Source organism: Paeniglutamicibacter kerguelensis (assembly GCF_017876535.1).
Classification (GTDB): domain Bacteria; phylum Actinomycetota; class Actinomycetes; order Actinomycetales; family Micrococcaceae; genus Paeniglutamicibacter; species Paeniglutamicibacter kerguelensis.
In genome coordinates this window covers 4,103,917-4,129,093 of the sequence record NZ_JAGIOF010000001.1, presented here as the reverse complement: position 1 = coordinate 4,129,093, position 25,177 = coordinate 4,103,917, and the positions used below count along the sequence as shown (strand labels likewise).

Here is a 25,177-nt window from a genome sequence, read left to right as displayed (position 1 = left end):
TATATGCAGGTCAAGCGCTTTTATTCATGGGGTTTGGAACTAAATCCAGTTGGGCCGGCTGCTTGCGGACGGCATTGCGTTCCCCGCGGACCGACACCATCGACAGCATGGCACGGAACAAAGTTCCCTTCCTTACGCAGTGGATGGAGGCTCTCTCCATCCAACGGAATGGAGGATTCATGAGCAGATCACGACACGGACGATTTATTGCTTTGATGGCGGCTGCGGGCGTTGCTGTCCTGGCACTGAGCGGCTGCGGCGGAGGACCGGGCGTTCCTGCAGCTACAACCAGCGCAGGAACGGCAACGGGCGGAACCCCGACAGAGAAGTCGGAGGTGACAATCTACGGCACCATTGCCGACGCCGAAGCCAAGTTGCTTGAACAGTCCTGGGCCGATTGGGCCAAGGAAAACAACATCGACATCAAGTACGAGTCCTCCAAGGAATTCGAAACCCAGATCGCCGTGCGCGCACAGGGCGGAAATGCCCCTGATTTGGCCATCTTCCCCCAGCCCGGGTTGCTCGGCGACCTGGCAACCCGAGGCTTCCTCAAACCTGCACCGGCCGGCGTCGCAGCCAACGTGGCATCGGGCTGGTCCGATGACTGGGCTGCCTACGGCACCGTCAAGGGCACGCTGTATGGCGCGCCGCTCATGGCAAGCGTCAAGGGTTGGGTTTGGTATTCACCCAAGGAATTCAAGGAAAAGGGCTGGGAGATTCCAACCACCTGGCAGGGCGTGTTGGACCTCACGGCAAAAATCGAAGCAGACAAGGGCAAGGCCCCCTGGTGTGCCGGGTTCGGCTCGGGCGACGCCACGGGCTGGCCCGGCACCGACTGGGTCGAAGACCTGGTGCTGCGCGAGTCGGGCAAAGACGTCTACGACCAGTGGGTTGCCAACGGCGTGAAATTCACGGATCCGCAAATCAAAGCCGCTTTTGAGGAGGCGGGCAAGATCCTCAAGAATCCCAAGTACGTCAACGCAGGCTACGGCGACGTTGCATCCATCAACGCCACGGCATTCGGCGACGTTGCGAACGTCTTGGTGAAGGGCGATTGCAGCCTGCACCACCAGGCATCCTTCTTCAGCGGTTTCATCACCGATGCCGGCGGAACGGTTGGGCCTGATGCGGATGTCTGGGCATTCATCCTTCCTTCCAAGGACGGCAAGGGGTCATCAGTCACCGGCGGCGGCGAAATCGTTGGCGCCTTCAGCGACGACCCCGCCGTGGTGAAGGTCCAGGAGTACCTCGCCAGCGCAGACTGGGCCAATTCCCGCGTGAAACTCGGCGGCGTGCTCAGCGCCAACAAGGGCTTGGATCCCGCCAACGCATCAGACCCCTTGCTGAAGGAAGCAGTGGCGGTGTTGCAGGATCCAAACACCACGTTCCGCTTCGACGCATCGGACCTGATGCCGGGCAGCGTCGGGGCCGGGTCGTTCTGGAAAGGCATGGTCGATTGGATCAACGGATCCGACACCGACGCCGTGCTCAATCAGATCGAAAGCGGCTGGCCTTCAAGCTAGCCTGCGGAACCGCTTCGGTCCGGGCGCTCCCTCGCGGGACGGCCCGGGCCGATGCAGCCGAAACGATCCCTCCACTGCAGGACACGGCCGAAGGTGACCGGCCGTGTCGACCCCCGAAAGGCAGCCAATGTCTGCATTCCTCCAATGGCTAAGCACCCTGCCGTCGCTCGTGCAGGTCCCCGTGGTCATCGGGGCGTTCCTGGCTGTTGTTGGCTTGTTGCTCTTCTTCATCGAACTGGCACCCCGACCGGGGCGCAAATACACGATCATTCGCATGGTTGCCTGCGTGATTCTTCCGTTGGGGATGGTGGCCATCCTCGATTCCTACACCTGGGCGATCATCGGTGCGGGATTCCTCGGCCTGCTGTTGTTCTGGTTCGACAACCGTTCCCGCCACGGAGCGGGCCACCTTTTCCAGCTCGTCGGCTTTCTCTCCCCCGCGGCAATCCTTCTGGTTGCAGGGCTCATCGTCCCGACCATCCAAACAACTGCCCAATCCTTCATGAATTCACGCGGCGACCAATTTGTCGGACTGGAGAATTTCATTTGGATCTTCACCCAGCCCCAAGGCGTCCGCACGGTGCTCAACACCGTTGCCTGGGTCCTGCTTGCACCGGCCCTCTCAACGATTGCCGGCCTGGCCTATGCCGTGTTCATTGACAAGTCCCGCGGCGAGAACTTCTTCAAGATCCTGGTGTTCATGCCGATGGCCATATCCTTTGTGGGCGCCTCGATCATTTGGCGTTTCATATACACCGCCAGGCCCGCCGACCAAGACCAAATCGGTCTTTTCAACCAGCTGATCGTCTGGATGGGCGGCGAACCCGTCCAGTTCCTGCAGGTCGAACCGTGGAACACGCTGGCGTTGATTGCCGTGCTCATTTGGGTCCAGACGGGATTCGCCATGGTGATTCTTTCGGCCGCGATCAAGGCCGTACCCATTGAACAGCTCGAGGCCGCCGAACTTGACGGAGCCAACGCCTGGCAGCGCTTCGCAAACGTGACCCTGCCAAACATCCGCTCCTCGCTCGTGGTTGTCCTCACGACCATTTCAATTGCCTCGCTGAAGGTCTTCGACATCGTTCGGACGATGACCGCCGGGGCCAACGACACCTCGGTGATCGCCAATGAAATGTATACGCAATTTCGCAACTTCGAGAGCGGCCGCTCGGCTGCGTTTGCGGTGGTTCTCTTCCTGATGGTGATGCCCATCGTGATTTACAACGCCCGGCAAATCAATAAGCAAAGGGAACTGCGCTGATGTCGACTTCCACCAAGAATTTCACGGCGCCTAGCAACTCCGAGGCAGCGCCACCGCGCAGGACCGGATCGGTGACATCGCTGGCCAAGAAACGGCTCACCAACCGCTGGGCGACGCTTGCGGCACTGGTGATTGCCGCGATGTGGACGATCCCGACGCTCGGGCTGCTGGTTTCCTCGGTGCGCCCTGCACAGGAGGTGCGTACCACCGGATGGTGGACGATCTTCCAAAACTGGGGTTTCACCACCGACAACTACTCCGCAGTCCTGCAGGCAGGAAACAGCCAGCTGAATCTGGCGGGGTCCTTCATCAACTCGATCGCCATCACCCTGCCTGCAACCATCTTCCCTCTGGTGATCGCCACGATGGCGGCATACGCCTTTGCCTGGATGAAGTTCCCGGGAAGGAACATTCTGTTCATCTTGGTCTTTGCCCTGCAGATCGTTCCAATCCAGATGGCGCTGGTTCCTTTGCTTCGGCTCTTTGCCCGCGGAGAGCTCTTCAGCTATCCCGTCATCGGGGCCTTCGGTTCGGCCGGATACGCACAGGTGTGGATAGCGCACACCATCTTTGCCCTGCCGCTGGCCATCTTCCTGCTGCATAATTTCCTTGCGGAGATCCCCACCGAAATCATTGAAGCGGCCCGCGTGGACGGTGCCAGCCACGGACAGATCTTCTTCAGGATCGCTTTGCCGCTGACAGCTCCGGCAATCGCCGCATTTTCCATTTTCCAGTTCCTCTGGGTATGGAACGATTTGCTTGTCGCACTGATCTTCGCCGACGGCGCGGTAGCACCGATCACCAAGCTGTTGGCGGAGATCACCGGAAGCCGAGGACAGGATTGGCACCTGCTGACGGCCGGGGCATTCGTTGCCATGATCGTCCCGCTGGCCGTCTTCTTCGCCCTGCAGCGCTACTTCGTCCGTGGGCTCATGGCAGGTTCGGCAAAGGGCTGAGCGGCTTCCCGTCAGAGCAAACACGCATTGATGGCCAACCTCACAAAAAAGTTGACGGTTCTCTCGATACCATTGATGGGTGGCTGAGTGGATAAAGACGTGGGCGGAAGAAGAATGGCAATACGATGTTGAGGCATGGATTGACATTGCATGCGAGACATATGCGATCAAACGCATATCTCCTATTCAAATAGGCATTTCGTCCATTAGGTCCATGCATGTCAGGGTTCGCACCGATGCCGGTCAGCTTTTCTTCAAGGCACTGGCACCGGGTCAGCTCTTTGAAGCCCGGCTGACTGCGGCGGCCGCCAGCTTGGCGCCGGAGCAGCTGGTGATGCCCATGGCCATAGACCCCGAGCGAGGCTGGATGCTCAGCCCCGACTACGGCGCAACCCTCGACGAACTCGCCCCGACCCCAGAGCTGTGGGCGCGCGCATTGGGTTCCCTTGGCCGACTGCAAAGAAGCCTCGTGGCGTACGAGGACACACTCTTCGATGCCGGCCTGCAGATCATGGATCCGCAATGGCTGCCTGAGGAATTCAACAATGCCTTGATGCTGCATGCTTCGCTGCCGGCGGACCATCCATTGGGGATACCTGCCCGCGATGCCGACCACGCCTTCGAGGTCTTCGGGGAAATCGAGCAGGCCTGCCAGCAGTTGGGTGCCGGGCCCATTCCGCTCAGCCTCGAGCACGGATCGTTCGACCTGCGCAGGGCGTTCGTGCCCACCGATGAAATGGCGGCGCCACGTCTGTTGAACCTGTCTGACGCCCACTGGGCGCATCCTTTTGCCTCGCTGGGCCGGGCCATCGATCGAATGCGCATTGATTTCCGGGCCGAGTCCGACGACCCGCGCATCATGCAGGCCATCGGGACCTATCTGGCCGAATGGTCTGATTACGGAACACCCGATGAACTCTACGAACTTGTCGCACCTGCCCTGAGAATCGCGCCGTTGCACATCCATGAGACATGGCTGAGGCTGCTGGCCGACGCGGAAACGTCCGACATGCGGCGCTGGGCCCCGCAGGCCCTGGAACCCCTGGCAGTGCTGGCCACGCCAAGCATGTAGCAACAAGTCCCGCTGGGTTTCCGGGCCTTAGACGCCTGGGGAGTTCTGGGGCCAGTGTCCACGCTCGCGCATGACCGCGGCCAGGATGTCCGCCCGATCGCTCATGACACCGTCGACGCCCAGATCCAGCAGCCTGTGCATGTCCGGGGCATCGTTAACGACCCAGACATGGACCTGGATGCCGGCTTCGTGCGCATGGCGCACGAATGATTTGGTCACCACCGGGAATCTTCCGTGGGATTCGGGGACCTGCAGTGCGGCAAAAGCGCCAAGCCCGCGCCGCGGCAGCCGGACCAGCTTGCCCAGCATTGTTGCCGCCGCAACTCCCAGCACACCCGGGCTTGTTGCCACGGGACGGCTCAGGAGACGCTGTGCGGAGATTCGGCGCCGGCCCAGGAACGAAGCGACCAGGACCCGGTCGTGGGCACCGTGCCGCTCGATGATCGAAGCCAGCTGCTGCGCGCTTGGCTCGTCCTTGACGTCCACGTTGAAATGCGCCAGCGGGAACTCCAGGAGCAATTCCTCAAACGTGGGTATGGGCTCCCCTGCCACACGAAGTTCCCGGATCTCGGCGGCGCTGCGGTCGGCGATGTTGCCCGTCGCACCCGTCAGCCGTTGCAGGGTTTCATCGTGGAAGACCACCAACACGCCATCGCGGCTGGTGTGCACGTCGGTTTCTAGATAGCGGAAACCCAGGTCATAGGCGGCATGAAATGCCTTCAGCGTATTTTCCTCGCCCTCGGGTGCGAACCCACGGTGGGAGAACGCCAGCGGCTGGCCTTGAAGAACCCCGCCCGGGGTGTTCAACAAGTAGGGTGCCGAGCCGACGCGGGGTGCATTCATGAGCGTGCCTTTGGTTTTGTGCTGTGCTGACGGTTCCAGCCGGAGCTAGGACACCGGGGGTTCGGCATTGTCCAAGATGGCTTCGATGATCTGGGCAACGCCGTCATCCTCGACCCCCGGGGCCCTGTACGTCGCCGCATCCAGGGCAGTCCGGTGTCCCGATGCCATTGCATAGCCGTACCCGGCCCAGGCGAGCATCTCCTGGTCGTTGGGCATGTCGCCGAAGGCCGCCACCTCACTGGAATCAATCCCCAGTTCCTTGGCGTAGTTCGCCAGCGCCACGGATTTGTTGATCCTGGCATGGGCCATCTCCAGGAGTGAAACATTCTGCGCCGAATGGGTCACTGTGACCAGGGTGGCAAGTTCCTCTGCCACGGCGGCCATGAAGTCATCGGAGCTTCGCGTGCGCGACTTGGCCAGAAACTTCACCACACCCTGTTCGTTGAGCAGGGTGGACTGCAGGTCGAGGCGCTCAAATCTTGAAATGAGTTCCAGTTCGTAGGGTTCCGCGAATCCCTCTTCAAGGTGCAGACCACCCGTGGTTTCGGCGGCAAAGGTTGCCGTTGGTTCGGCCCTGGTAATGATTTCCCGGGTGCGCTGGAGGACCTCGACGTCGATCGTCTGTGCCCAGAGCAGCTTTTCTTGTTCAAGGTCGTAAAGGACCGCCCCGTTTGAACAGATCACGGTTCCCAGGTGCCCAAAGGCCTCACGTACAGGCGCCAGCCACCGGAAGGGGCGGCCCGTGACGAAAACGATGCTGATTCCGCGCTCACGGGCCCGGTGAAACGCATCGATGGTGCGTGCGGAAATGGTTCCGTCTTCGCGAATGATGGTTCCGTCCAAGTCGCTGGCGATCAAACGCACACTCATGGGAAGTGACGCCCTTCCCGCTAGCGGATTTCTTCGCGGAACGGCGGATTTGCCCCGGCCCGCGAAACGGTGATTGCCGCAGCCCTTGCCGCGTAGTCGAGAATCTCTTCGAGGGTGCCGGTGTCCAACTTGTGGAGCTTCTCCCGCTGCCCGCTGCCAAGCAATTCACGGTCCGCGAGTGCCGAGATCATCGCGGAAATGAACGAGTCCCCGGCGCCCACGGTGTCGGCGACATCGACCAGCGGGGCCGCGGCGCGCGCCGTACCCGAGGCGACAAGACCCCAGGGGCCGCGCGAACCGTAAGTTGCCACAACCATTGCCGGCCCCAGCTCCAGCCATGCCGCAGCGGTTTCTTCGACGCTGCGCTGCGGGTAGAGCCATTCCAGATCGGAATCCGAGGCCCGAACGACGTCGGCAAGTGCAACGAATCGTTCGACCTTAGCCACGGCCTCGGAATGGTCGGTGATCAGCGAAGGCCTGATGTTTGGGTCGTAGGAGATCGTGGCATGCGGTCGCACGCGTTCGATGAGCCGGAGCACCTTCTGGGCACCCGGTTCGACCATGGTCGCCAGGGAGCCCGTGTGGACCACCTGGGCATCGGCCAGCGCCGGCGTGCCAAGGGAGATCGACGGCAGATCCCACAGCAGGTCGAAGCTGTAGGTGGCGGCCCCGACCGGGTCGAGGGTGCCGCGGGCGGTCGAGGTCGGATGCCCGTCTTCGCCGCAGACGTGCTGCACGTTGTTGGTGCCCAGCTGCTGCTGGATCATCCTGCCGTATTCGTCTGAACCCCAACGCCCGATGAACGTGACCGGGTGGCCCAGACGCGCCAAGCCAACAGCTACGTTCAGCGGGCTGCCCCCGACGAAGGAACGTGGTGCGCTTATCCCGCCCGAAAGCACGTCGACCAAGGCTTCGCCAATGACCGTTAGCACATCCTTCTCCTCACCGATTTGTTTTGAGCCTTCAATATACCGTTCAAGCACCCGTGCACAGGGGTTCTTGTGAGACTACTCGCCGCCGAGCCCGCCGGCCTCGAGTGCGCCAAGGCCCTCGACGCACATTTCCCAGGCTTCGTCGCCGGGGGTGATGAGCCCGTAGTGGTCTCCCTCGAATTCACGGTAGTCCACGGGACCCCCTGCAGCCATGGCCCGCCGGGCAAAGGACCTGCCCAATTCCACGGGGACATCCACGTCCGTGGTGCCATGCAGCATCAGCAGCGGGATGCCCGGTGGAATGCGGTTCGCCGGGTCCGCCCACTTCCAGCGCTCGGGATCATCCCCCGGGGTGCACCGCATCAGGAGCCGCGCCGCGTGGTCGCTTAAGGCCAGGGATTCTGCCAAGGAGAGATCCAATACCCCTGCCTGGGAGATCACGGCGTCGAGGCACCGCAGGGTGTCCGGAAGCGCGCCCGGAGCTTCGGCGGGCAGCAGATGCCGGCCCGCGGCCCACAGCGCCAGGTGGCCGCCGGCGGAGTGTCCGATGCCCACCCGCGGCCCGGGCTCGAGGCCCGATGCCTCAATCGCTGTTCCCAGTCCATCCAACCCCGCGGCAATGTCGCGGAAGGTTTCGGGCCATCCCCCACCGCCGCCATTGGTGCGCCGGTATTCAAGGTTCCACACCACATAGCCACGATCGCGCAGATCACGGGCCAAGGGGCGGCCGTATTCCGCACCGTAGGCCTGGCGCCAGAAGCCGCCGTGGATGATGATCGAAATTGCGGCATGGGTCCGAACGTCGGGAACCCATAGTTCGGCGTACTGGCTTGGGTGTTCCCCGTAGTTGAAGCGTTGCGGGGTGTATTCGGGTTCCACTAGCGCCCCGGGAACTCCGGGGCCCGCTTGGCAACGAATGCCGCGCGCCCTTCCACCGAATCGGCGGTCTCGAACGCCTTCATGAAGGAACGGACCTCGGCCTCCAGCCCGTCGGCGACGTTCAGGCCGGCAATCTCGTTGATTGCGTCCTTTGCGTTGGACACGGCAGTGGGGGCCTTTGCGGCGATTTCCTCGATGGTGTTCTTCGCTCCGGCCAGGAGCGATTCGACGTCCTCAAAGACCTGGTTGACCAGGCCGATTCGCAACGCCTCGGCGGACTTGATGCGGCGGCCGGTGAAGATCAATTCGCGGGCCATGCCGATGCCCACGCGCTGCTGCAACCGTACCGAGCCGCCGAAGCCGGGAACCAGGCCAAGGTTCACCTCGGGCTGGCCGAAGCTTGCATTGGCCGAGGCGTAAAGGAAGTCGCAGGCCATCGCCAGCTCGCAGCCTCCGCCGAGCGCAAAGCCGTTGACGGCGGCGATGACGGGCACCGGCAGCGCTTCAAGGCGCAGGGTCACCTCGTGCATGCGGCGTCCATAGGCCGCTGCGGCGGCGGAATCCATGGAGTTCATTTCCAGGATGTTTGCGCCGGCCACGAACGACTTCTCGCCGGCACCGGTGATGATCACGCCGCGCACCGGCCACTGGGCATCGCGCCCGATCCCGCCCAGTACGCCCGTAAGCGCGTGCAGGTCCTCGACGACAGCCGCAGCCAAGGCATTGAGCGACTCGGGCTGGTTGATGGTCACCAACAACGCGTTGCCGCGCTTTTCAACGAGCAGGGTCTTATAGGTTCCGAAGTCCACGTACACTCCCTAGTGATTGGTATCTCATCCCAGCGTCTCACGAGTGGGGTGCACGCACGGATTCCTCCCCGGCGTGTTAATCGCTGCTAACCCGCACCGGGGCCGGAACCGACAAATGTCCGCTAGCGTTTGCCACCGCGGCCCGCAGGCTTTCCGCCGCGCTTCGCGCCGGGCTTCCGGCCGGTCCGGGCTGCAGACTTCTTCTTGGCTTCGGCTTTCTTGGACGCCTTGGCTTGTTCGGATTGCGAAGATTGACGGCGCTTGCGCGCAACTTCCGCTTCTTCCTGCTGCTTTTGGGCCACCGAGGCCTGGCGGGAGGAATTGGCTCCACGTCCGCGAACAACTCCGATGAATTCCTCGATCACGGGGTTCTCCGGCTCGTCCCCCACAGGGGCCGTCCAGGCGATGCCAATGCTCGTTGTCGGAACGTCGGAAAGCTCCTTATGGATTACGTCTTTACGGTGGTGCAGCCGGGCTACGCTGAGGGGCAGAACGAGCAGGCCGGCACCCGAGGAACAGACCTCCATTGCCATTGCGGTTCCACCGATTTCTTCGGGGTAGTCCGCAAGGTCGAGGAAGGGCTGGTCGGCCAGGTCAGCCAGCGCAACCGGCTCATCGTAGAGCTCCAGGTCGTGGTCCTTGGCCGCGCACACCACGGGCTGCTCGTCGTAGAGCGGGATCACGTGGATCTTGGGGGTCTTGGGGGATTCCCCCGTCTTGAACCTGACGAAGACGGCGTCTGATTCCTGGCTGCCGAGCCTCCCCAGGATGTCTTCCCCGTCATAACGGAGAGCCGTTAGAGGGTTTTGGGGATATCGTTCGTTCCAGCGCGTCAGCCATTTGCCGGGGGTGACCCCCGGTACATAGGCGATTTTTAGTCCTACCACTACCCCAGCGTACCGGTACGCTTGGGGATATGAGTGAGAAAACCCCACAGAGCATGAAGCCGGCAACTGCCGCAAAGAAATTGGGCATCTACCTGCCCGCAGCTCCGGCCGAGTTCCAGGAGGGCTCAGTCACCCGGGCTCAATACAACGAGCTGCTTGAAAATCCACCGGCCTGGTTGGAAGAATTGCGCGCCAACGGCCCGCACCCGCGCCCGGTTGTTGCCCACAAGCTCAACGTATCAATCTCCGGATTGGCCCGCGCCGAAATCACCGAGGCGCTGACCACAGCCGAGATCGAGGCCCTGCTGGCGGATCGTCCAGAATGGCTGCAGCAGGAACGTGCATCGCTGGCCGCGGTCCGCGCCGAAGAAAAGCGTGTGCGCGACGCTGCGGCCGCCAAGGGCGACCGCAGCTAGTCACACATCATTTGAGGGCGATGTCTACTTCACGGTCTTGACGATGTAGACATCGCACGGGGCTGCGTGTGCCACTGAGGTGGCCACGGAGCCAAGGACCCGACCCAGACCCTTCATGCCCACGTTTCCGACCACGATCAACGTGGCGTCGAGGCGTTCCGCCTCCGCAACCAGGACTTCCTGCGGCTTTCCGTGAGCTGCGGTGGCGCTGACCTTGGCGGTCGGCTCCGTGACGCGCAGGCTTGCGGCGCACTGTTCGGCAAGCTTTTCGGCCTGCTCGGCATCATCCAGGATCCAGGTGTCTGTGCCGATCTTGACGACCTCGGTGTTGTCGGAGGCATGCGCAGTCACCACGACCAGCTCGGCATCCATGTTGACCGCGATGCGGGCTGCACGCTCAGCCGCACGCTGTGCGGTTTCGCTGCCGTCTACGCCAACAATAATTGTTTCTGCCATGTTCTAACGCTCCTTGTATTTCTTGCCGCTTGTGGCGGCAGGGGTGTGTGATGGGTAAATCTGGTTACGAGACATTTTGCTTGAGGAAATCCACGGCCCGACTCCACGCCAGGCGCGCCTGTTCGGGTCGGTAGTTGCCCACGGGGTTCTCGTCGTTGTGGAATGCATGCGGCGCGTCATAGTAGTAGAACGTGACGTCGGCACCCGATTCTTCACGGATCTGCTGTTCCTGGGCCCGGGCCTTTTCGACCGGGTAGAAGCCGTCAGCCTCGGCATAGTGGCCCTGGATCCTTGCGCGAACGCCGGTGTAGCTATGCGGCACGGCCTGGCCAACGCCGTAGAACGGAACGGCCGCGGCAATCTTTTCGCCTTGTTGCGCCGCCAAGGCCAGAACGAATCCCCCGCCCATGCAGAACCCGATGGTTCCAACCTTCTCGCTGGTAACGGCATCAAGCGATTGCAGGTAGTCGACGGCGCCGGCCAGCAGTTGGGCACCGGCTTCGGCGGGAAGTTCGCTCATCATCTGGGCGGCCTCGGCACCGTCGTGGGTGATCCAACCACCCATGAGATCCGGCGCAAGCGCAACGAAGCCTTCGGCGGCCAATCGATCTGCCACGTCACGGATATGGTCGGTCAGTCCCCACCATTCCTGGATCACGATGATTCCAGGACCCTTGCCGCCTGTCGGTATTGCAAGGTAGCCATGGGCCATTTGACCCTGGGAGGGAAAGGAAACGTTCTGGTGCGGTGTCTTTGACGCCATAGTCGATTACCCCTGTCCTACTTGTACGTCTGCACGTTAAGAAGCTTGAACACACCCAGTCTATGCATCCAAGGGTTCACCCCTGCCGACAAACCGCCGAATTGCCGCGTAGGGGATCGAGCTTGCCTGTTCGGCGTAGGGCGCTGATCAGCCGTCGGGCAATCCGCGGGTCGGGGGCACAACGAAAAGATCCCCGGTTCGAAAACCGAGGATCTTTTCTCATATGTGCGCGAAGGGGGACTTGAACCCCCACGCCCTTGCGAGCACTGGCACCTGAAGCCAGCGCGTCTACCAATTCCGCCATTCGCGCATATCTCAACCTGTCTTAGTCATTGACTTCAACAGCGAGATCAATCATATACACGATTCGCCAGAAAGTACTAATCGAGAACGTCTTTGTGATCAGGAGCACAATCCGGCAACCTTGCTGCGGTGTTATTCGTTGCATAGCAGGGGGCAATTTTGGCCACATTACACCCCACTCAAAGGCAAGACCAGTAGTATCGAAGATGGCGTAGAGCATCCACGCTCTGCACAGAGTTGCCAAAAATGGCGCACACAACGCGAATGGAACCAAGGAAGGGAGCGAAGCGATGGGTCTGATCGACAATGTTGAACGCGGACTAGAGAAGCTTGTCACTAGCGTCTTCCGTGGCTCTAGCGGCTCGGAAGTGAAACCGGTTGAGATTGCATCCCGGTTGCGGAACTCCATGGATGCCAAATCGCTGACAATCTCGCAGGGTCGCACGCTGGCGCCAAACCACTTCACGGTTCGCTTGTCCGACCCGGATTTTGCAAAGGCCCGCGAATGGGGCGCGCCCCTTGCGCAGGAGTTGTGCTCCATAGCCATGGAACACGCAAAGAGCCAGGGTTACACCCTCCAAGGGGCCATCGAGGTCAATTTCCGAAAGGACTTTGAACTCAGGAGCGGCGTCTTTGAAATCGACGCAACCATTTCGGAGCCAGGCAAACGAGAAGTCCGCCAGGCTCCGCCGGCACCCCCTGCCCCTCAAGCACCCCCTCGCGGTCCGGCCCCGGTGCAGCCCGTTCTCGACATCGCGGGACAGCGCTACGCGCTGAACCACGCGAGCATTGTTCTGGGGCGATCCGCCGAAACCGACATTCCCATCGACGATCCAGGCGTTTCCCGCAAGCACCTGAAAATCGAACAACGCGGGAACACCACGTGGGCCGTCGACATGGGCTCCACCAATGGAAGTTTCGTCAACGGCCAACGCGTCGTCGGCGAGACGGAACTGTTTGACGGCTCAAACATCTCCATGGGACAGACCCGCATCATCTTTAGACTCCTACCTCAATCGCAAGGAGGTCGCGCGTGAATGATCTCGTATTCACCGTCCTGCGGCTCGGGTTCCTCATCCTGCTATGGCTCCTGATCCTCAGCATCGTGGGGGCGCTGCGCCGGGATCTTGCCATTGGCAGCAAGGCCCGCACCGGCGCGCCGACAGCGCGTGAAATTCGAAAGAATCCGGCCCTGTCCCCCGCACCAGAGGCCCCGGCTAAGCAGCAGGCAACAACGCTGGTGATCCTGGAAGGACCTCTAACCGGGCTGCAGCACCAGCTCACGGCCAGCCCCATCCTGCTGGGACGCGCCCAGGAAGCGACCATCGTCCTCGAAGACGACTACGCCTCCGGGCGACATGCCCGGCTTTTCCCGCAGGGAACCCGGTGGTTTATCGAGGACCTGGGCTCCACCAACGGAACCTTCCTTGGCGATGTGCAGCTCACACGCGCACAGCCTGTTGAACTTGGCCAGAAGATCCGGATCGGTAAAACGGTTATGGAGCTGAGGCCGTAGCCATGGCGTTGATGCTCAAATTTGCGGCGCGGTCGGATGTTGGCAAGGTCCGCTCCAAGAATGACGACTCCGCCTATGTCGGCCGATACCTGGCCGTTGTTGCCGACGGCATGGGTGGGCACGTCGGCGGCGACGTGGCCAGCGCCTCGACGGTCCTTGATCTTGTCCACCTCGATGTCCCCGATACCCAGGACGCCGAAACTGTGCTGCCCGACGAGATCCAGGCTGCAAACCTGGTTCTCAATGAACTGGTCAATGCCAATCCAAAGCTTTCGGGCATGGGAACCACCGTCACAGCCATGTTGCTGACCGGCAACGTCCTGCAGTTCGCACATATTGGTGACTCCCGTGCATACAGGCTCAAAAACGGTGTTTTTGAGCAGGTCAGCCACGATCACACGTTTGTCCAGCGGCTTGTCGACGAGGGCCGGTTGCGCCCGGAGGAAGCAGAAATGCACCCGCACAAGAACGTCTTGTTGCGTGTTCTTGGCGATTCGGATGCCAGCCCGGAACTGGACATCAATCAATATCCGGTTGAAGCCGGTGAACGGTGGATGCTTTGTTCCGACGGTCTTAACGCCGTGGTGCCGGACTCCATTACGGAGCGGATCATGCGCGGAACGGCTTCCCTTGAGGAAACCGCTAACGACTTGGTGGAGACCACCCTGGCGCATGGATCCCCGGACAATGTCACCATCGTGGTCTTTGAGGTGGTCGAAGCGGATCCCGAATTCGACCTGCCACCCGCAGACCACGACGACTCCGCCGCCGAACCTGCCCCGGACACCGGCCAGCTCACCATTGCCGCAGAAGGCGGCCTGGAGGCCGGTGCCGCGCTTATTCGCCACGAAATGTCCAAGCGCCCCCACCTGCTGGTTGGAGCCGCGCAGTTGGCCACCGAAACGGGCAAGATCCCGGTGGTGACCCAGCGGTCGGGTGAAAAGCGTGCCGCGGCGATCCTCACCCACAAGGGCCCCGGGGCGCCAACGGATCCACCCGAAGATTTCGAACAGAGCGAGGCTCGTCAGCGACGCTGGCTGGTTCCCACCTTCCTGGCTCTCATGGCGTTGATCCTGGCGGCCGTGTGCATCTGGGGCTATCTATGGACCCAGACCCAATACTTCGTGGGGAACCATGATGGCAAGGTTGCGATCTTCAAGGGCGTTTCCCAAGACTTGGGTCCCCTCAAACTTTCCCACGTGGATGCGGTAACCGAGATCCCTCTGGATGCATTGCCTGAATACACCCGCCAACGGATCCAGTCCTCTCTCCCGGCGCGGGATTTGGCCCACGCCCAAATGATTGTCAATGAGTTGACCGTGACCGTTAAACAGAACTGCCCGGTGGTAGTCCCGGAGAACCCGGGCTCACCCTCGGCATTGCCTCCGATGCCCACTTACTGTCAGGAGACCAGACCGTGAGCGAGCTAGAGACTGCGCCGATCCCACGACGCAACATGGAGCTTTTGCTCCTGCTCCTTGCCTTGGCCGTCGCAATGGCCGCCTACTACCTTGTGGGCATCAACAGCGACAACGGCTTGAGCCAGGAGTTCATCACCCAGGGGCTATTCCTGGCCGGCCTGGCGCTGGTTTTCCATGTCATCCTGCGGATTTGGGCAAAATATGCCGACCCGGTGATACTTCCAGTGACGGTGGCCCTGAACGGCATCGGCTTGGCCATGATCCACAGGATCGATCTGGCAAAGGTGTCACGAGACAACGACCAGGCCTATCGCCAAATCCTCTGGACTGGAATCGCCATGGTCGTGGCCATGGTCGTTCTGTGGGCTATCCGCGACCACCGCGTCTTGCGTCGATTCACCTATACAGCACTGGCGGCCTCCGTGGTCCTGCTGCTACTCCCGATGGTTCCGGGGCTGGGCGTACCAATCAATGGTGCGCGCATTTGGGTGCGCATCGGAAGCAGCCTTTCCTTCCAGCCGGGCGAACTGGCAAAGATCACCCTTGCAATATTCTTTGCCGGGTATCTTTCATCCAACCGCGAACTGATCCTGCTTGCCGGAAAGAAGATTGGCCCGCTGCAGCTGCCCCGTGCCAGGGACCTGGGCCCGATGCTCGTTGCCTGGCTCGTAAGCATCGGCGTGCTGGTTGTCCAGCGCGACCTCGGGTCATCGATCCTCCTCTTCGGCCTGTTCATGGTCATGATCTACGTTGCAACGGCGCGAGTGAGCTGGATTGTCATCGGCATGCTGATGCTTGCCGGCGGCGGAGTCTTCGCCTACTTCACCATGGGGCACGTAACCCGTCGCATCGACGGCTGGATCAACGCCTTCGACCCCGACATCTACTATGCACAAGGTGGCAGCAGACAAATCGTCGAAGGCCTCTTTGGCATGGGCGACGGAGGTTTGCTGGGCACCGGCCTGGGAAACGGCAGCCCTTATCTGGTCCCGCTGGCCAACAGCGACATGATCGTGGCCGCCCTGGGCGAAGAGCTCGGGCTCATCGGCCTGTCCGCAATTGTGCTGCTGTACCTGATCCTGATCAGCCGCGGCATGCGCGCCGCCTTGGGTTCACGTGACGCCTTCGGCAAGCTGCTTGCCACAGGGCTGTCGTTCACCCTGGGGCTGCAATGTTTTGTGGTCATCGGCGGAGTTACCCGACTCATCCCGTTGACGGGCCTGACGACCCCGTTCATGGCTGCCGGCGGTTCATCCCTGCTGGCGAACTGGATCATCGTCGCGATATTGCTGTTGATTTCCCACAATTCGCGCCGCCCGATGCAAGCCGGCCTCTCCGCGACCGCCGAGGTCGCCACGGAAGCACCCCGTCGACAGAAACTCACTAAGGAGGCGAAGCAATGAATCAAGCAATCCGAAATACATGGATCGCCGTGGTGCTGCTCTTCGTCCTGTGTTTGGGCTCGCTGAGCTACGTACAGTTTTTCGCGGCATCAGACCTGAACAACAATGCGCTCAACAAGCGACAGCTTTTCCGTGAATTCGATTTGCCGCGCGGCGCGATACTGGTCGACGGCAAGCCGATCGCCGAATCAAAGCCGTCCGAGGGCCAGTTCAAGTACCAGCGCACCTACACCGACCCCGAGCTTTATGCGTTCCTGACAGGGTTCTATTCCCTCACCAACAGCTCGACGCAGCTCGAATCCGTGATGAACGACGAACTTACCGGGCAAAGCCAAGACCAGTTCTTCGACCGCATGATCAACCTGTTCTCCGGACGGGCCAATGAGGGTGCCTCGGTTGAACTGACCATCGACGGCAAACTCCAGAAGTTCGTTTACGACCTGATCCCGGACGGCACCCGCGGCACCATCATCGTTTCGGAACCAAAGACCGGAAACATTCTGGCCATGGCCTCCAAGCCGAGCTACGACACCAACCTCTTGGCCGTTCAAAGCTCTAAAGAGGCTGCGGCGAACATGAAGAAGCTGCTCAAGGTCCCGGGACTGAGCCCGTACGTGAATCCCGCCCTGGGAAACCTGACGGCTCCGGGATCGACGTTCAAGGTCCTTGACCTGGTTGCAGCCATCGAATCAGGCAAGTACAACGCCGACACCGTGATGAAGAACCCTGCAAAGGTGACGCTGCCGGGCACCACGACCCCCCTTGGAAACTTCTTCGGCGGAAACTGCGCCGCAAAGACCGAGGCCCCGCTGTCCTTCATCGTGGCGCAAAGCTGCAACACCCCGTTCGTCGAGATCAGCGAGAAACTTGGCGCCGAGCCGTTTGAGAAGGTCACCAAGAACTTCGGATTCGGCCAGCAACTGAACATCCCGCTGCGGGTAGTCCCCAGCGTCTTCCCGCCAAACCTCGACCCGGCCGCATTGGGCCAGTCGGTGATCGGCCAGCGCGACGTCAAGGCAACCGCGATGCAGATGAACATGGTTGCCATGGGCATCGCCAACGGCGGCAAGATCATGCAGCCGAACTTGATAAAGCGGGTGATCGCCCCGGACTTGAAGGTACTCTCGGAGACCAAGCCCAAGGAATTCGCCACCGCCACCAGCAAGGACGTTGCCGACCAGGTCACCGACCTGATGCGCGGACCGGTCAAGAGCGGAACCGCGGTCAGGGCGCAGGTGCCTGGCCTGGACATTGCGGCCAAGACCGGAACCTCGCAAATCGGTGGATCCACTCTGGTGAATTCCTGGATCACCGGTTTCGCGCCGGCCAACGATCCCCAAGTAGCTGTGACAATTGTGTTCGAAAAAATTGATTTTAAGACTGGATCCTCGTTGACCAGTCCCAACCTGAAGAAGATCCTAGAGGCGGTGTTCAACCAGTGAGGCCAATTTCCGGTATCACCCTGGGCGGTCGATACAAGCTGACCGACCGTATTGCCATTGGCGGTATGGGTGAGGTGTGGAGGGCCCGGGACCAGGTTCTCGGTCGTCTGGTGGCAATCAAGATCCTTAAGGAGGAATACACCGGGGATCCGGGCTTCCTCCAGCGATTCCGCGTTGAGGCGCGCCATACGGCGCTGCTTAACCACAACGGCATCGCCAGCGTCTTCGACTACGGAGAAGAAGAGGGTTCCGCCTACCTGGTCATGGAATTGGTCCCAGGCCAGCCGCTGTCCACCATCATCGAGCGCGAACGCGTGCTGTCTCCGGACCGTGCGCTCTCGATCATTTCCCAAACCGCCAAGGCTCTGGCCGCGGCACATGTACAGGGGCTTGTCCACCGCGACGTGAAACCGGGCAATATCCTGATGCTGCCCGACGGCCGTGTGAAGATCACCGACTTCGGCATTGCACGCATCGCAGACCAGGTGCCTCTGACTGCCACCGGCCAGGTCATGGGCACCGCCCAGTACCTTGCACCCGAACAGGCCACGGGCCAGCAGGCCACCGGCAGTTCGGACATCTATGCGCTCGGCGTCATCGGCTACGAGCTTTTGGCCGGCCGTCGCCCGTTCACCGGTGAATCGCAGATCGCCATCGCCCTGGCCCAGGTCAACGACGCACCTCCGCCGCTGCCCGAATCCATTCCGGTTCCGGTTCGCTCCCTGATCATGTCGATGCTTGCCAAGGATCCCGCGGATCGCCCGGCAGACGCCGAGGCATTGGCAGTTGCGGCCGACGCCATTCGTGCCGGCAACCCGGAAACCGCCACCATGGCCGTACCCGGGATGCTGCTGTTCTCCGGTTCCGATACGGCTACCCAGGCGCTGGGACAGACACCGATTACGCAGGGCAATGAGACCGTTGCCCTCGAACCCGTGGATGAAAGCATTTCCGCTTCGGCCCCGGCCACCAACGCGATGCCCCAGATTCCTGCGCCCGGTGCCGAACAGGCCTCACCCGAGAACTTTGAATCGCTCCTGGGCGCCTCCCAGCCCTGGGAACAGGAGGACGAGCCTGCCTACGAGCAGGCCGACGAGCGGGCCGACCGTCGCACGCCGGTCAAAAAGGGGCGCAGCCCTTGGACCACGCCGCTGATTGCCCTAATCGTTTTGGTTGTCTTTGCCGTGCTTGGCGCATTGCTGCTGCCGATGCTCACCGGCGGGAACAAGCCCGTGGAATCATCCGCGAACACAAGCGCGCCGGCTTCGGAGTCAACAAAGATCAGCGCACCCACGACCGCGCCTACAACCAAGTCGCCGTCCAACTCGCCCTCGGAGTCCCCGATAGCCCAGAAGGTTGGTACACCCAATCTCTCCGGCCTGACAGTCGAAGAAGCCGAAAGCAAGCTCAAGGCTCTTGATCTTGTGCCGCAGTCGCTGGATCCCGTCAACGACAGGCGCCCGTTCGGCACTGTCATCGAACAATTCCCTGCCGCCGGCGTCAAGGTAGAGCCCGGAACCAGGGTTAGATACAGGTGGTCCTTGGGCCCCGCCGAGACGGAAAAGCCGGAAACACCGCCATCGGAGACGCAAACAACGAAGCCCGAGCCGACCGAGACGGAAACGTCGGAACCACCGGCTGAGACGGAAACGTCGGAACCACCGGCTGAAACCAAGGCACCTGCATCGAAGGCGCCCGTTTCGCCCAGCCCCGAAGGGGCTGTCGAGGGCACCTCGCCCGGTGACAGGACTCCCAAGCCGCCGGTGACCAACTAGATGACGATGGTGAATAGACAGTGACCGGGGAACGCATTCTCAACGGTCGCTACATTGTTGGTGAGCTCATCGGCCGCGGAGGAATGGCCGACGTCCATTTGGGAGTCGACCAGGTTTTGGGCCGGAAGGTTGCCATCAAGCTCTTGCGACCCGAAATGGCGCGCGATCCGATGGTCCAGGCCCGATTTAGGCGCGAGGCAAAGGCCGTCGCCGGCCTGAACCACCCGAATATCGTCTCCGTATACGACACCGGTGAGGAAGACCGCGAAATCAACGGTTCTTCCGTCGAGCTGCCGTTCATCGTGATGGAGTACGTCTCCGGCCGTACGCTGCGCGATTTGCACAAGGCCGGTGAGATAACTGTCGATCTGGCAATCGACTATGTTTTGGGCGTCCTTGAAGCACTCCAGCATTCCCATGCCATGGGAATTGTTCACCGCGACATCAAGCCCGCGAACATCATGGTCACGAACCAGGGCGCGCTCAAGGTCATGGACTTCGGCATTGCGCGCGCCCTTGCCGATTCCTCGAGCACCATGACCCAAACGCAAACCGTGGTGGGCACCGCACAATACCTGTCCCCGGAACAGGCACGCGGGGAAATAGTCGATGCACGAACCGACCTGTACTCCACCGGTTGCCTTCTCTACGAACTGCTTACCGGCCGTCCCCCGTTCACCGGGGACTCGCCTGTGTCCGTGGCCTACCAGCATGTGGGAGAGCACGCTCCAGCCCCCAGCAGCCTGAAGACGACGCTTCCACCGATCTACGACGATGTGGTACTCAAGGCGCTGGCCAAGGACCGCGAGGATCGCTATGCGGACGCCCCGGCCTTTGCCTTGGCCTTGCGCAACGCCCGCAACGGGATTCCGTTGCCTCCCGAGGAACTCACAGCCATCCTGCCGCAGGAAACGGCTCCAACGGGGGCTGACACTTTTGCCATGCCCGCGGTGGTAGCCGAGACCGGCATTAACACGGGATACCTTGAGCCGGTGGCCGCGGAACAGCACTGGAATGAACAACCCATGTGGGATCAGGGCCGCTCTGAGCCTGTGGATGACTACCGCGCCAAATCCAAAAAGGCGTGGACCGTGGTGCTCTCGATCATCATGGTTCTGGCCTTGGCGGTTGGCGGGTTGTTCTTCTACAACTGGATGCAGGCCGAAGCGGCACGCAACGCCCTGGTGACCGTTCCCTCACTCACCGGTTTGTCCCAGGCCGAGGCCGAATCCACACTCACCAAACTGGAGCTCATCCCCAAGCCTGAGGACGTCTTTGACGACAAGGTGAAATCCGGATCTGTGGTTTCCAGCAATCCCGTCGCCCAGGCACAAGTCGTCAAGGGCACGACCGTGACCGTGATGGTGTCCAAGGGTCCGGAGAGCCTCAAGCTCCCGACCTCCCTGGCAGGGGCAACGGAGGTCACCGCAAGGGAAACGTTGAAGGAAATGGGCTTCACCATCGGGTCGGTAACCAGGAAGAACGATCCCACGATCCCCGCTGGCTCCTTGGTGGGAACCGAGCCGACGCTTGGCAGCCAAGTGAAGTCCGGAAGCAAGATCGACCTGATCCTTTCCACTGGTCTTGTCGTTGTTCCCCAGCTGCTGAACATGACAGAACCTGAAGCCACGGCCATTCTGGCCGACCCCAAGTTCGGACTGAAAATCCTGGTTCAGGAGGAAGTGCATACGGTGGCCGAGCCCGGCACCATCATCCGCCAGGACCCCGAGAGCGGATCGACTTCACCGCAGGGCGGGACCGTCACCGTGACAATCGCCAAGGCGCCTGAGGTGCCCCCGGTTACTCCGCCTACGGCCACGGAAGAATCCGCTCCCCAGGACGATTCCGACGACGAGGAATCCGATTCGGAATCATTCGACGAATCCCCTGACACTAGTTTCCCCGGTGTCGGACATCGAGACAGCTGGGATCGCGGCGACCCATTTTCGGACGACTAGCGATTCCTAGCCGTGGCCTGCCGGGCCCGTCCGCCCAGTTGTTGAAGAACCCGCCAGAATAACGATTCTGGCGGGTTCTTCAACAACCATGGGGGAGTGAGGCGGGTTCTAGCGTCCGGTTTCCCTGATCAGCGGGCTGAGCGTACCCGCGCGTGCTGCCGCCCCAACGTGGCCCAGCGATTCCAGCCAGTTGCCAAGCATCTGGTAGCCGCCCTCGGTGAGCACGGATTCGGGGTGGAACTGCACGCCCCAAAGCGGCGCAGTGCGGTGCGACAGGCCCATGATGACGCCGTTTTCGGTCTCTGCCGTGATTTCCAGGCATTCCGGGATGCTCGATCGCACGGCAGCAAGCGAGTGGTATCTGGTGGCGGTAAAGGGGCTTGGGATGTGGGCGAAGATCGGGTGGCCGGTGTGGAAAACCGGCGAGGTCTTCCCGTGCATCAGTTCCTCGGCGTGGGTGACAACCCCGCCATAGGCTTCCGCCAGCGACTGGTGTCCCAGGCAGACGCCGAGCATCGGCTTGCGTGCGGTGCCGCACCACTTGATCATCTCGATGCACACGCCGGCTTCTGCGGGGTTGCCCGGACCGGGGGAAACCAACACGCCGTCACGGGCCTCGGCCAGTTCAATGACCTCCGCCAGCGATAGGTCGTCGTTGCGCACCACGGTGGTTTCGGCGCCCAGCTCCTGCAGGTACCCCACCAGGGTGTAGACGAAGCTGTCATAGTTGTCGATCACAAGGATCTTGGGTGCGCTCACAGCAGCATCAGGCCAATCGTCGATTCGGTCCACGGGCTGTATTGGCTCAGCCAGGGGAAAATAAAGTTCATCAGCAATAGTACGACTGCGACGACCAACGCCGCTGCCAGGATGACTCGAAACCACAACGGGCCCGGTAGGTGGGTGAAAATCCACGCATACATTCTTGAGTGCGTCCCTTCCTAGTTTTTCATCGTCTTGTGGACCAGATCGGCGATTTCCGCCGGGGGACCCGCTTCGGACGGGCGCCACGACATGAGTTCTGAATAGGCAATGATTCGCATCCGTGTGGTGAATGGCGGATGACAGCTTGTCATCGTCAGGATTGAGTTGGTTGGCTCCTGGCCGGGCTCGTGCGGAACGGGAAGCAGCACTTCACCCTGGGAAGGGTGGACTATCTCCGTGTTGCGCCATTCATACGTATAGAAACCCTCGCGCGTCTGCAGATAGACCTTGTCGCCGTCTTCAAACTTGTCGATGTCCCAGAACACCTGCCCGTGGGTTTGCCGGTGGGCCGCAACTGCAAAGTTTCCCGGTTCACCTGGGGCTTGGGTTTCCGGATAGTGGCCGATGCCGACGGAGTTCAAGACCTCGGGACCCACCCCGTTGGTTACAGGGTGGGCAAAATCCTTGCCAAATCGGGGAATGTAGAAGATGCCGAAGGTTTCCCCGTCCGGGATCTTGGCGATCGGTGCCGATCCGAAGTCCTGTCCGCCGGCGTCACCGAGATTGAGCCCTTGGACGAATTGAGAGGTGACTTCACTTTGGGCACGATTCGCGTCGACGTTCGTCCACCACAGCTCCCAGGCAACAAAGAGGAGCGCAATGATTCCGAGTGTGATGAGAATTTCACCGATTCCGCCAAGCAGACGCTGTCCGAGGGACGCTTTGGTCCGAAGCCGGGTCTCAGATCGTGTCATGGGGTTCCCTCGCGCTGCAGTGGGGCAACCGTGAACCCGGAAACCTCCAGCTTGAGCAGATAGTATTAGCTATGGGTGGCACGGGATTTGCTTTCCATACCGCCTCTCTAGCCTACCGTTCGGACAACCACTCGTTGGATCGGTCCGACGACTGAAGACTCAAGGAGATGCAGTGCCTGAATCCAAGACCCGTCGGAAGAACCGCAAGCCACAGAGCGGCGGCGGCGAAACCCAGACCTATGACAAGCCCCTGCCCAAGTGGTACAAGCCGGTAATGTTCGGCCTGATGCTCTTGGGTTTGGTCTGGATCATGGTCTACTACATTTCTCAGACTCTCTTCCCGATCCCCATGATTGGTGGATGGAATATCGTCATCGGGTTTGGCGTTGCGATGGTTGGTTTCTTCATGACAACCGGATGGCGTTAGTTAACTGACTTTAGGCCAATGACGCAGTCGACCAGTCCAACGATCAGGAAAATCTTGATCGCTCTGACCGAATTGCCGTCGAAGATCATGCCGTAGGCCAGCGCCAGGGTTGTCCCCCATGCCCACCCATACCGCATAAGCGGTTCCGGTGGGGATTTCCTTCATGGCACATGCGAGACAGGCCGTGCTGATGATGGGGCCAGCACCAAAATCATGGATGGAACGAGTTTGGTGAAGCCTTTCGAGCCTTCCAGGGCAATAGCCCACACTGCTTCGAATACACCAGAAATAATGAGTATGCTCCACGACATCGCGCATCACCGATCTTTTTCGATCACAGTCTTGTCGCTGATCGGCTACGGCCCCATCGTCCGGTGAGCGCTGACGCGTTCCAACTCACCAGCAAAAGCAACTTCCGGATTAGTGGAACAATCCCGGCAAGCTCCCCAGAAAGGCAGCAATTACATGGTTCGCCCCGAGTCCGCAGTGGATTCATCCGCCGCTCTCAAGTCACCCCCCTCGAAGCTTTCACCCAAGCGCTTCTATGGCTTCCTTGCAGCAGCCGAGATGGTGACGTGGGCACTTCTGATCTTTGCCATGATCATGAAGTACGGCGCCGACCAGCCGGCGTTTGTCAGGATTTTCGGAATGATTCACGGCGTGGTCTTCATCGCCTACGGTTTGGTGACACTCTTTGTGTGGGCCAACGAGCGGTGGAGTGTTTCCCGGGGCATTCTTGGATTGGCTACGGCGATCATTCCGTTCGCCACCCTGCCGTTTGAGCGTTCCGTCTTGCGCCGCGGGTTGCTCAGCGACACCTGGCGCTTGGCACCCGGAGGCGACGAACCCACTGGATTCATTGAGAAGATTCAGGCGACTGCACTGCGCAGCCCGTGGATTGCGGCCGTCGCGGGAATCTTCCTGGTCGCCGCAATCACCACCGTGTTGTTGATCATCGGTCCTCCGGGCGGAAACAAGTAGCCAAACCATTACCAGACCCGGTCTTCTTCGTCGCTTATTGCGTTGTCAAGGCCGGGTTTTTTGCGCACACATAGACTTCTTTGCGCACTGTTGCCACTACGTCGCCCACACCATCGAGGATCTCGACGTCGAACCACGTTGTCGCCTTCCCGCTGTCGACAACGCGCTTCTTGAGTTCTTCAAGCTGGGCTTCTTTGAGCTCAAAACGACAGGTCAGGGTTCCATGGCCCGGTTTCAGGAATCTAATTTCCGCGGCTTTGTCCCAGACAACGTGGCCGGGTCCCACATTGTGAAGCACCATCATCATCCAAAACGGATCCGTCATGGAAAAAAGCGACCCTCCAAAGTGGGTCCCCACGTAGTTCATGTTCCACGGCCGTTGCCGCATCAGCACCGTCGCACTGCGCCAGTCTGCGGAAATTTCTTGGACCTTGATACCTGCACCCCAAAACGGCGGCCAGAGGGTCATTCCGTGCTTAACAAATCGCGGGTCACCGGAAATTTTGGGAATGAACTGGCGAAAAGAATTCGGGATTGAGGCCTTCGGCTTCCGATTCTTGGTATTCGTGGCGGTCATGGGTTCAGCCTAGGCCCGCTTATTACTA

The 25,177-nt window shown here is 60.9% G+C and carries 26 protein-coding genes, 1 tRNA gene and 1 pseudogene; 14 read left to right on the top strand and 14 right to left on the bottom strand.

The window, feature by feature from the left end:
• The first annotated feature begins 179 nt into the window (after nt 1-179).
• The 4 genes from JOF47_RS18780 (at nt 180) to JOF47_RS18765 (ending at nt 4,812) form a co-directional block, all read left to right on the top strand.
• Nucleotides 180-1,523 carry an ABC transporter substrate-binding protein gene (locus tag JOF47_RS18780; protein WP_210001194.1) on the top strand — a complete coding sequence of 448 codons (1,344 nt, stop codon included), beginning with the start codon at nt 180-182 and terminating at the stop codon, nt 1,521-1,523.
• Between the two features lie 127 nt (nt 1,524-1,650).
• The gene (locus JOF47_RS18775; protein WP_210001193.1) at nt 1,651-2,784 is read left to right on the top strand and encodes a carbohydrate ABC transporter permease; all 1,134 of its coding nucleotides are present in this window, start codon (nt 1,651-1,653) and stop codon (nt 2,782-2,784) included.
• A complete protein-coding gene (locus JOF47_RS18770; protein ID WP_210001192.1) occupies nt 2,784-3,740 on the top strand; it encodes a carbohydrate ABC transporter permease in 957 nt (318 codons plus the stop codon). The genes JOF47_RS18775 and JOF47_RS18770 overlap by 1 nt, the downstream gene beginning before the upstream one ends.
• Before the next feature lie 214 nt (nt 3,741-3,954).
• Nucleotides 3,955-4,812 carry a hypothetical protein gene (locus JOF47_RS18765; protein ID WP_210001190.1) on the top strand — a complete coding sequence of 286 codons (858 nt, stop codon included), beginning with the start codon at nt 3,955-3,957 and terminating at the stop codon, nt 4,810-4,812.
• A 27-nt stretch (nt 4,813-4,839) separates the two neighbouring features.
• On the opposite strand, the gene JOF47_RS18760 is transcribed toward JOF47_RS18765, so the two are convergent.
• From JOF47_RS18760 to JOF47_RS18735, 6 genes are all read right to left on the bottom strand, one after another.
• Nucleotides 4,840-5,655 (bottom strand): glycerophosphodiester phosphodiesterase family protein, encoded by an 816-nt coding sequence (locus tag JOF47_RS18760; protein WP_210001188.1) that lies wholly within the window; start codon nt 5,653-5,655, stop codon nt 4,840-4,842.
• 45 nt (nt 5,656-5,700) lie between these two features.
• Nucleotides 5,701-6,525 carry an HAD family hydrolase gene (locus tag JOF47_RS18755; RefSeq protein ID WP_245356426.1) on the bottom strand — a complete coding sequence of 275 codons (825 nt, stop codon included), beginning with the start codon at nt 6,523-6,525 and terminating at the stop codon, nt 5,701-5,703.
• 20 nt (nt 6,526-6,545) lie between these two features.
• Nucleotides 6,546-7,457 (bottom strand): carbohydrate kinase family protein, encoded by a 912-nt coding sequence (locus JOF47_RS18750; protein WP_210001186.1) that lies wholly within the window; start codon nt 7,455-7,457, stop codon nt 6,546-6,548.
• Between the two features lie 75 nt (nt 7,458-7,532).
• A complete protein-coding gene (locus tag JOF47_RS18745; protein ID WP_210001184.1) occupies nt 7,533-8,336 on the bottom strand; it encodes an alpha/beta hydrolase family protein in 804 nt (267 codons plus the stop codon).
• Complete coding sequence (locus JOF47_RS18740; protein WP_210001182.1) at nt 8,336-9,145, bottom strand: enoyl-CoA hydratase/isomerase family protein; 810 nt, start codon at nt 9,143-9,145, stop codon at nt 8,336-8,338. The genes JOF47_RS18745 and JOF47_RS18740 overlap by 1 nt, the downstream gene beginning before the upstream one ends.
• A 122-nt stretch (nt 9,146-9,267) precedes the next feature.
• Nucleotides 9,268-10,032, bottom strand: coding sequence for a LysR family transcriptional regulator substrate-binding protein (locus JOF47_RS18735; protein WP_210001178.1), 765 nt, complete (start codon nt 10,030-10,032; stop codon nt 9,268-9,270).
• Between the two features lie 29 nt (nt 10,033-10,061).
• Here JOF47_RS18735 and JOF47_RS18730 point away from each other — a divergent pair, with 29 nt between their 5' ends.
• The gene (locus JOF47_RS18730) at nt 10,062-10,448 is read left to right on the top strand and encodes a DUF5997 family protein (protein WP_245356424.1); all 387 of its coding nucleotides are present in this window, start codon (nt 10,062-10,064) and stop codon (nt 10,446-10,448) included.
• 24 nt (nt 10,449-10,472) lie between these two features.
• Here the strand turns inward: JOF47_RS18730 and JOF47_RS18725 are convergent, their stop codons facing one another.
• The 3 genes from JOF47_RS18725 to JOF47_RS18715 form a co-directional block, all read right to left on the bottom strand.
• Nucleotides 10,473-10,904, bottom strand: a complete 432-nt coding sequence (locus tag JOF47_RS18725) for a universal stress protein (protein ID WP_210001176.1) — start codon at nt 10,902-10,904, stop codon at nt 10,473-10,475.
• A 64-nt stretch (nt 10,905-10,968) separates the two neighbouring features.
• Entirely contained in the window at nt 10,969-11,667 is a 699-nt protein-coding gene (locus tag JOF47_RS18720; RefSeq protein ID WP_210001174.1) for a dienelactone hydrolase family protein, read from the bottom strand.
• A 226-nt stretch (nt 11,668-11,893) separates the two neighbouring features.
• Nucleotides 11,894-11,977: transfer RNA gene (locus JOF47_RS18715), tRNA-Leu, on the bottom strand.
• Nucleotides 11,978-12,260: 283 nt separating this feature from the next.
• On the opposite strand from JOF47_RS18715, the gene JOF47_RS18710 reads away from it, so the two are divergent.
• Genes JOF47_RS18710 through pknB form a run of 7 tightly spaced genes read left to right on the top strand, consistent with a single transcriptional unit; the run spans nt 12,261 to nt 21,485 of the window.
• A complete protein-coding gene (locus JOF47_RS18710; RefSeq protein WP_210001173.1) occupies nt 12,261-13,007 on the top strand; it encodes an FHA domain-containing protein in 747 nt (248 codons plus the stop codon).
• Complete coding sequence (locus JOF47_RS18705) at nt 13,004-13,486, top strand: FHA domain-containing protein FhaB/FipA (protein ID WP_210001172.1); 483 nt, start codon at nt 13,004-13,006, stop codon at nt 13,484-13,486. The genes JOF47_RS18710 and JOF47_RS18705 overlap by 4 nt, the downstream gene beginning before the upstream one ends.
• A 2-nt stretch (nt 13,487-13,488) precedes the next feature.
• Complete coding sequence (locus JOF47_RS18700) at nt 13,489-14,907, top strand: PP2C family protein-serine/threonine phosphatase (protein WP_210001171.1); 1,419 nt, start codon at nt 13,489-13,491, stop codon at nt 14,905-14,907.
• Nucleotides 14,904-16,310, top strand: a complete 1,407-nt coding sequence (locus tag JOF47_RS18695) for an FtsW/RodA/SpoVE family cell cycle protein (RefSeq protein ID WP_210001170.1) — start codon at nt 14,904-14,906, stop codon at nt 16,308-16,310. Before JOF47_RS18700 ends, JOF47_RS18695 begins: the two co-directional genes overlap by 4 nt.
• Complete coding sequence (locus JOF47_RS18690) at nt 16,307-17,752, top strand: penicillin-binding transpeptidase domain-containing protein (RefSeq protein WP_210001169.1); 1,446 nt, start codon at nt 16,307-16,309, stop codon at nt 17,750-17,752. The genes JOF47_RS18695 and JOF47_RS18690 overlap by 4 nt, the downstream gene beginning before the upstream one ends.
• Nucleotides 17,749-19,527 (top strand): protein kinase domain-containing protein, encoded by a 1,779-nt coding sequence (locus JOF47_RS18685; protein WP_210001168.1) that lies wholly within the window; start codon nt 17,749-17,751, stop codon nt 19,525-19,527. Before JOF47_RS18690 ends, JOF47_RS18685 begins: the two co-directional genes overlap by 4 nt.
• A gap of 20 nt (nt 19,528-19,547) precedes the next feature.
• The gene (gene pknB, locus JOF47_RS18680; protein ID WP_210001167.1) at nt 19,548-21,485 is read left to right on the top strand and encodes a Stk1 family PASTA domain-containing Ser/Thr kinase; all 1,938 of its coding nucleotides are present in this window, start codon (nt 19,548-19,550) and stop codon (nt 21,483-21,485) included.
• Between the two features lie 108 nt (nt 21,486-21,593).
• Here pknB and JOF47_RS18675 read toward each other — a convergent pair whose 3' ends face one another.
• The 3 genes from JOF47_RS18675 to JOF47_RS18665 are packed head-to-tail and all read right to left on the bottom strand — an operon-like array spanning nt 21,594 to nt 23,164.
• Nucleotides 21,594-22,244, bottom strand: coding sequence for an anthranilate synthase component II (locus tag JOF47_RS18675; RefSeq protein ID WP_210001165.1), 651 nt, complete (start codon nt 22,242-22,244; stop codon nt 21,594-21,596).
• Nucleotides 22,241-22,408 carry a hypothetical protein gene (locus JOF47_RS18670; protein ID WP_210001163.1) on the bottom strand — a complete coding sequence of 56 codons (168 nt, stop codon included), beginning with the start codon at nt 22,406-22,408 and terminating at the stop codon, nt 22,241-22,243. The genes JOF47_RS18675 and JOF47_RS18670 overlap by 4 nt, the downstream gene beginning before the upstream one ends.
• 18 nt (nt 22,409-22,426) lie before the next feature.
• On the bottom strand, nt 22,427-23,164 hold the full coding sequence (locus JOF47_RS18665; protein WP_210001162.1) for a class E sortase: 738 nt from the start codon (nt 23,162-23,164) through the stop codon (nt 22,427-22,429).
• Between the two features lie 172 nt (nt 23,165-23,336).
• Here JOF47_RS18665 and JOF47_RS18660 point away from each other — a divergent pair, with 172 nt between their 5' ends.
• Nucleotides 23,337-23,591: a cell division protein CrgA gene (locus JOF47_RS18660; RefSeq protein ID WP_210001159.1), complete on the top strand. Its 255-nt coding sequence runs from the start codon at nt 23,337-23,339 to the stop codon at nt 23,589-23,591.
• Here the strand turns inward: JOF47_RS18660 and JOF47_RS22530 are convergent.
• Nucleotides 23,588-23,902: pseudogene (locus JOF47_RS22530) on the bottom strand (DMT family transporter). The gene JOF47_RS18660 and the pseudogene JOF47_RS22530 sit on opposite strands and share 4 nt — an antisense overlap.
• Nucleotides 23,903-24,056: 154 nt before the next feature.
• Here JOF47_RS22530 and JOF47_RS18650 point away from each other — a divergent pair.
• A complete protein-coding gene (locus JOF47_RS18650) occupies nt 24,057-24,572 on the top strand; it encodes a DUF3817 domain-containing protein (RefSeq protein ID WP_210001157.1) in 516 nt (171 codons plus the stop codon).
• 34 nt (nt 24,573-24,606) lie between these two features.
• On the opposite strand, the gene JOF47_RS18645 is transcribed toward JOF47_RS18650, so the two are convergent.
• The gene (locus JOF47_RS18645) at nt 24,607-25,149 is read right to left on the bottom strand and encodes a YiiD C-terminal domain-containing protein (RefSeq protein ID WP_210001155.1); all 543 of its coding nucleotides are present in this window, start codon (nt 25,147-25,149) and stop codon (nt 24,607-24,609) included.
• Nucleotides 25,150-25,177 lie beyond the last annotated feature (28 nt).

Bases quoted from the DNA above. Each gene is read 5' to 3' on its own strand.
- JOF47_RS18780 (WP_210001194.1), top strand. From the start codon at position 180: ATGAGCAGATCACGACACGGACGATTTATTGCTTTGATGGCGGCTGCG.
- JOF47_RS18775 (WP_210001193.1), top strand. From the start codon at position 1,651: ATGTCTGCATTCCTCCAATGGCTAAGCACCCTGCCGTCGCTCGTGCAG.
- JOF47_RS18770 (WP_210001192.1), top strand. From the start codon at position 2,784: ATGTCGACTTCCACCAAGAATTTCACGGCGCCTAGCAACTCCGAGGCA.
- JOF47_RS18765 (WP_210001190.1), top strand. From the start codon at position 3,955: ATGCATGTCAGGGTTCGCACCGATGCCGGTCAGCTTTTCTTCAAGGCA.
- JOF47_RS18760 (WP_210001188.1), bottom strand. From the start codon at position 5,655: ATGAATGCACCCCGCGTCGGCTCGGCACCCTACTTGTTGAACACCCCG.
- JOF47_RS18755 (WP_245356426.1), bottom strand. From the start codon at position 6,525: ATGAGTGTGCGTTTGATCGCCAGCGACTTGGACGGAACCATCATTCGC.
- JOF47_RS18730 (WP_245356424.1), top strand. From the start codon at position 10,062: ATGAGTGAGAAAACCCCACAGAGCATGAAGCCGGCAACTGCCGCAAAG.
- JOF47_RS18725 (WP_210001176.1), bottom strand. From the start codon at position 10,904: ATGGCAGAAACAATTATTGTTGGCGTAGACGGCAGCGAAACCGCACAG.
- JOF47_RS18720 (WP_210001174.1), bottom strand. From the start codon at position 11,667: ATGGCGTCAAAGACACCGCACCAGAACGTTTCCTTTCCCTCCCAGGGT.
- JOF47_RS18710 (WP_210001173.1), top strand. From the start codon at position 12,261: ATGGGTCTGATCGACAATGTTGAACGCGGACTAGAGAAGCTTGTCACT.
- JOF47_RS18700 (WP_210001171.1), top strand. From the start codon at position 13,489: ATGGCGTTGATGCTCAAATTTGCGGCGCGGTCGGATGTTGGCAAGGTC.
- JOF47_RS18690 (WP_210001169.1), top strand. From the start codon at position 16,307: ATGAATCAAGCAATCCGAAATACATGGATCGCCGTGGTGCTGCTCTTC.
- JOF47_RS18670 (WP_210001163.1), bottom strand. From the start codon at position 22,408: ATGTATGCGTGGATTTTCACCCACCTACCGGGCCCGTTGTGGTTTCGA.
- JOF47_RS18665 (WP_210001162.1), bottom strand. From the start codon at position 23,164: ATGACACGATCTGAGACCCGGCTTCGGACCAAAGCGTCCCTCGGACAG.
- JOF47_RS18650 (WP_210001157.1), top strand. From the start codon at position 24,057: ATGGTTCGCCCCGAGTCCGCAGTGGATTCATCCGCCGCTCTCAAGTCA.
- JOF47_RS18645 (WP_210001155.1), bottom strand. From the start codon at position 25,149: ATGACCGCCACGAATACCAAGAATCGGAAGCCGAAGGCCTCAATCCCG.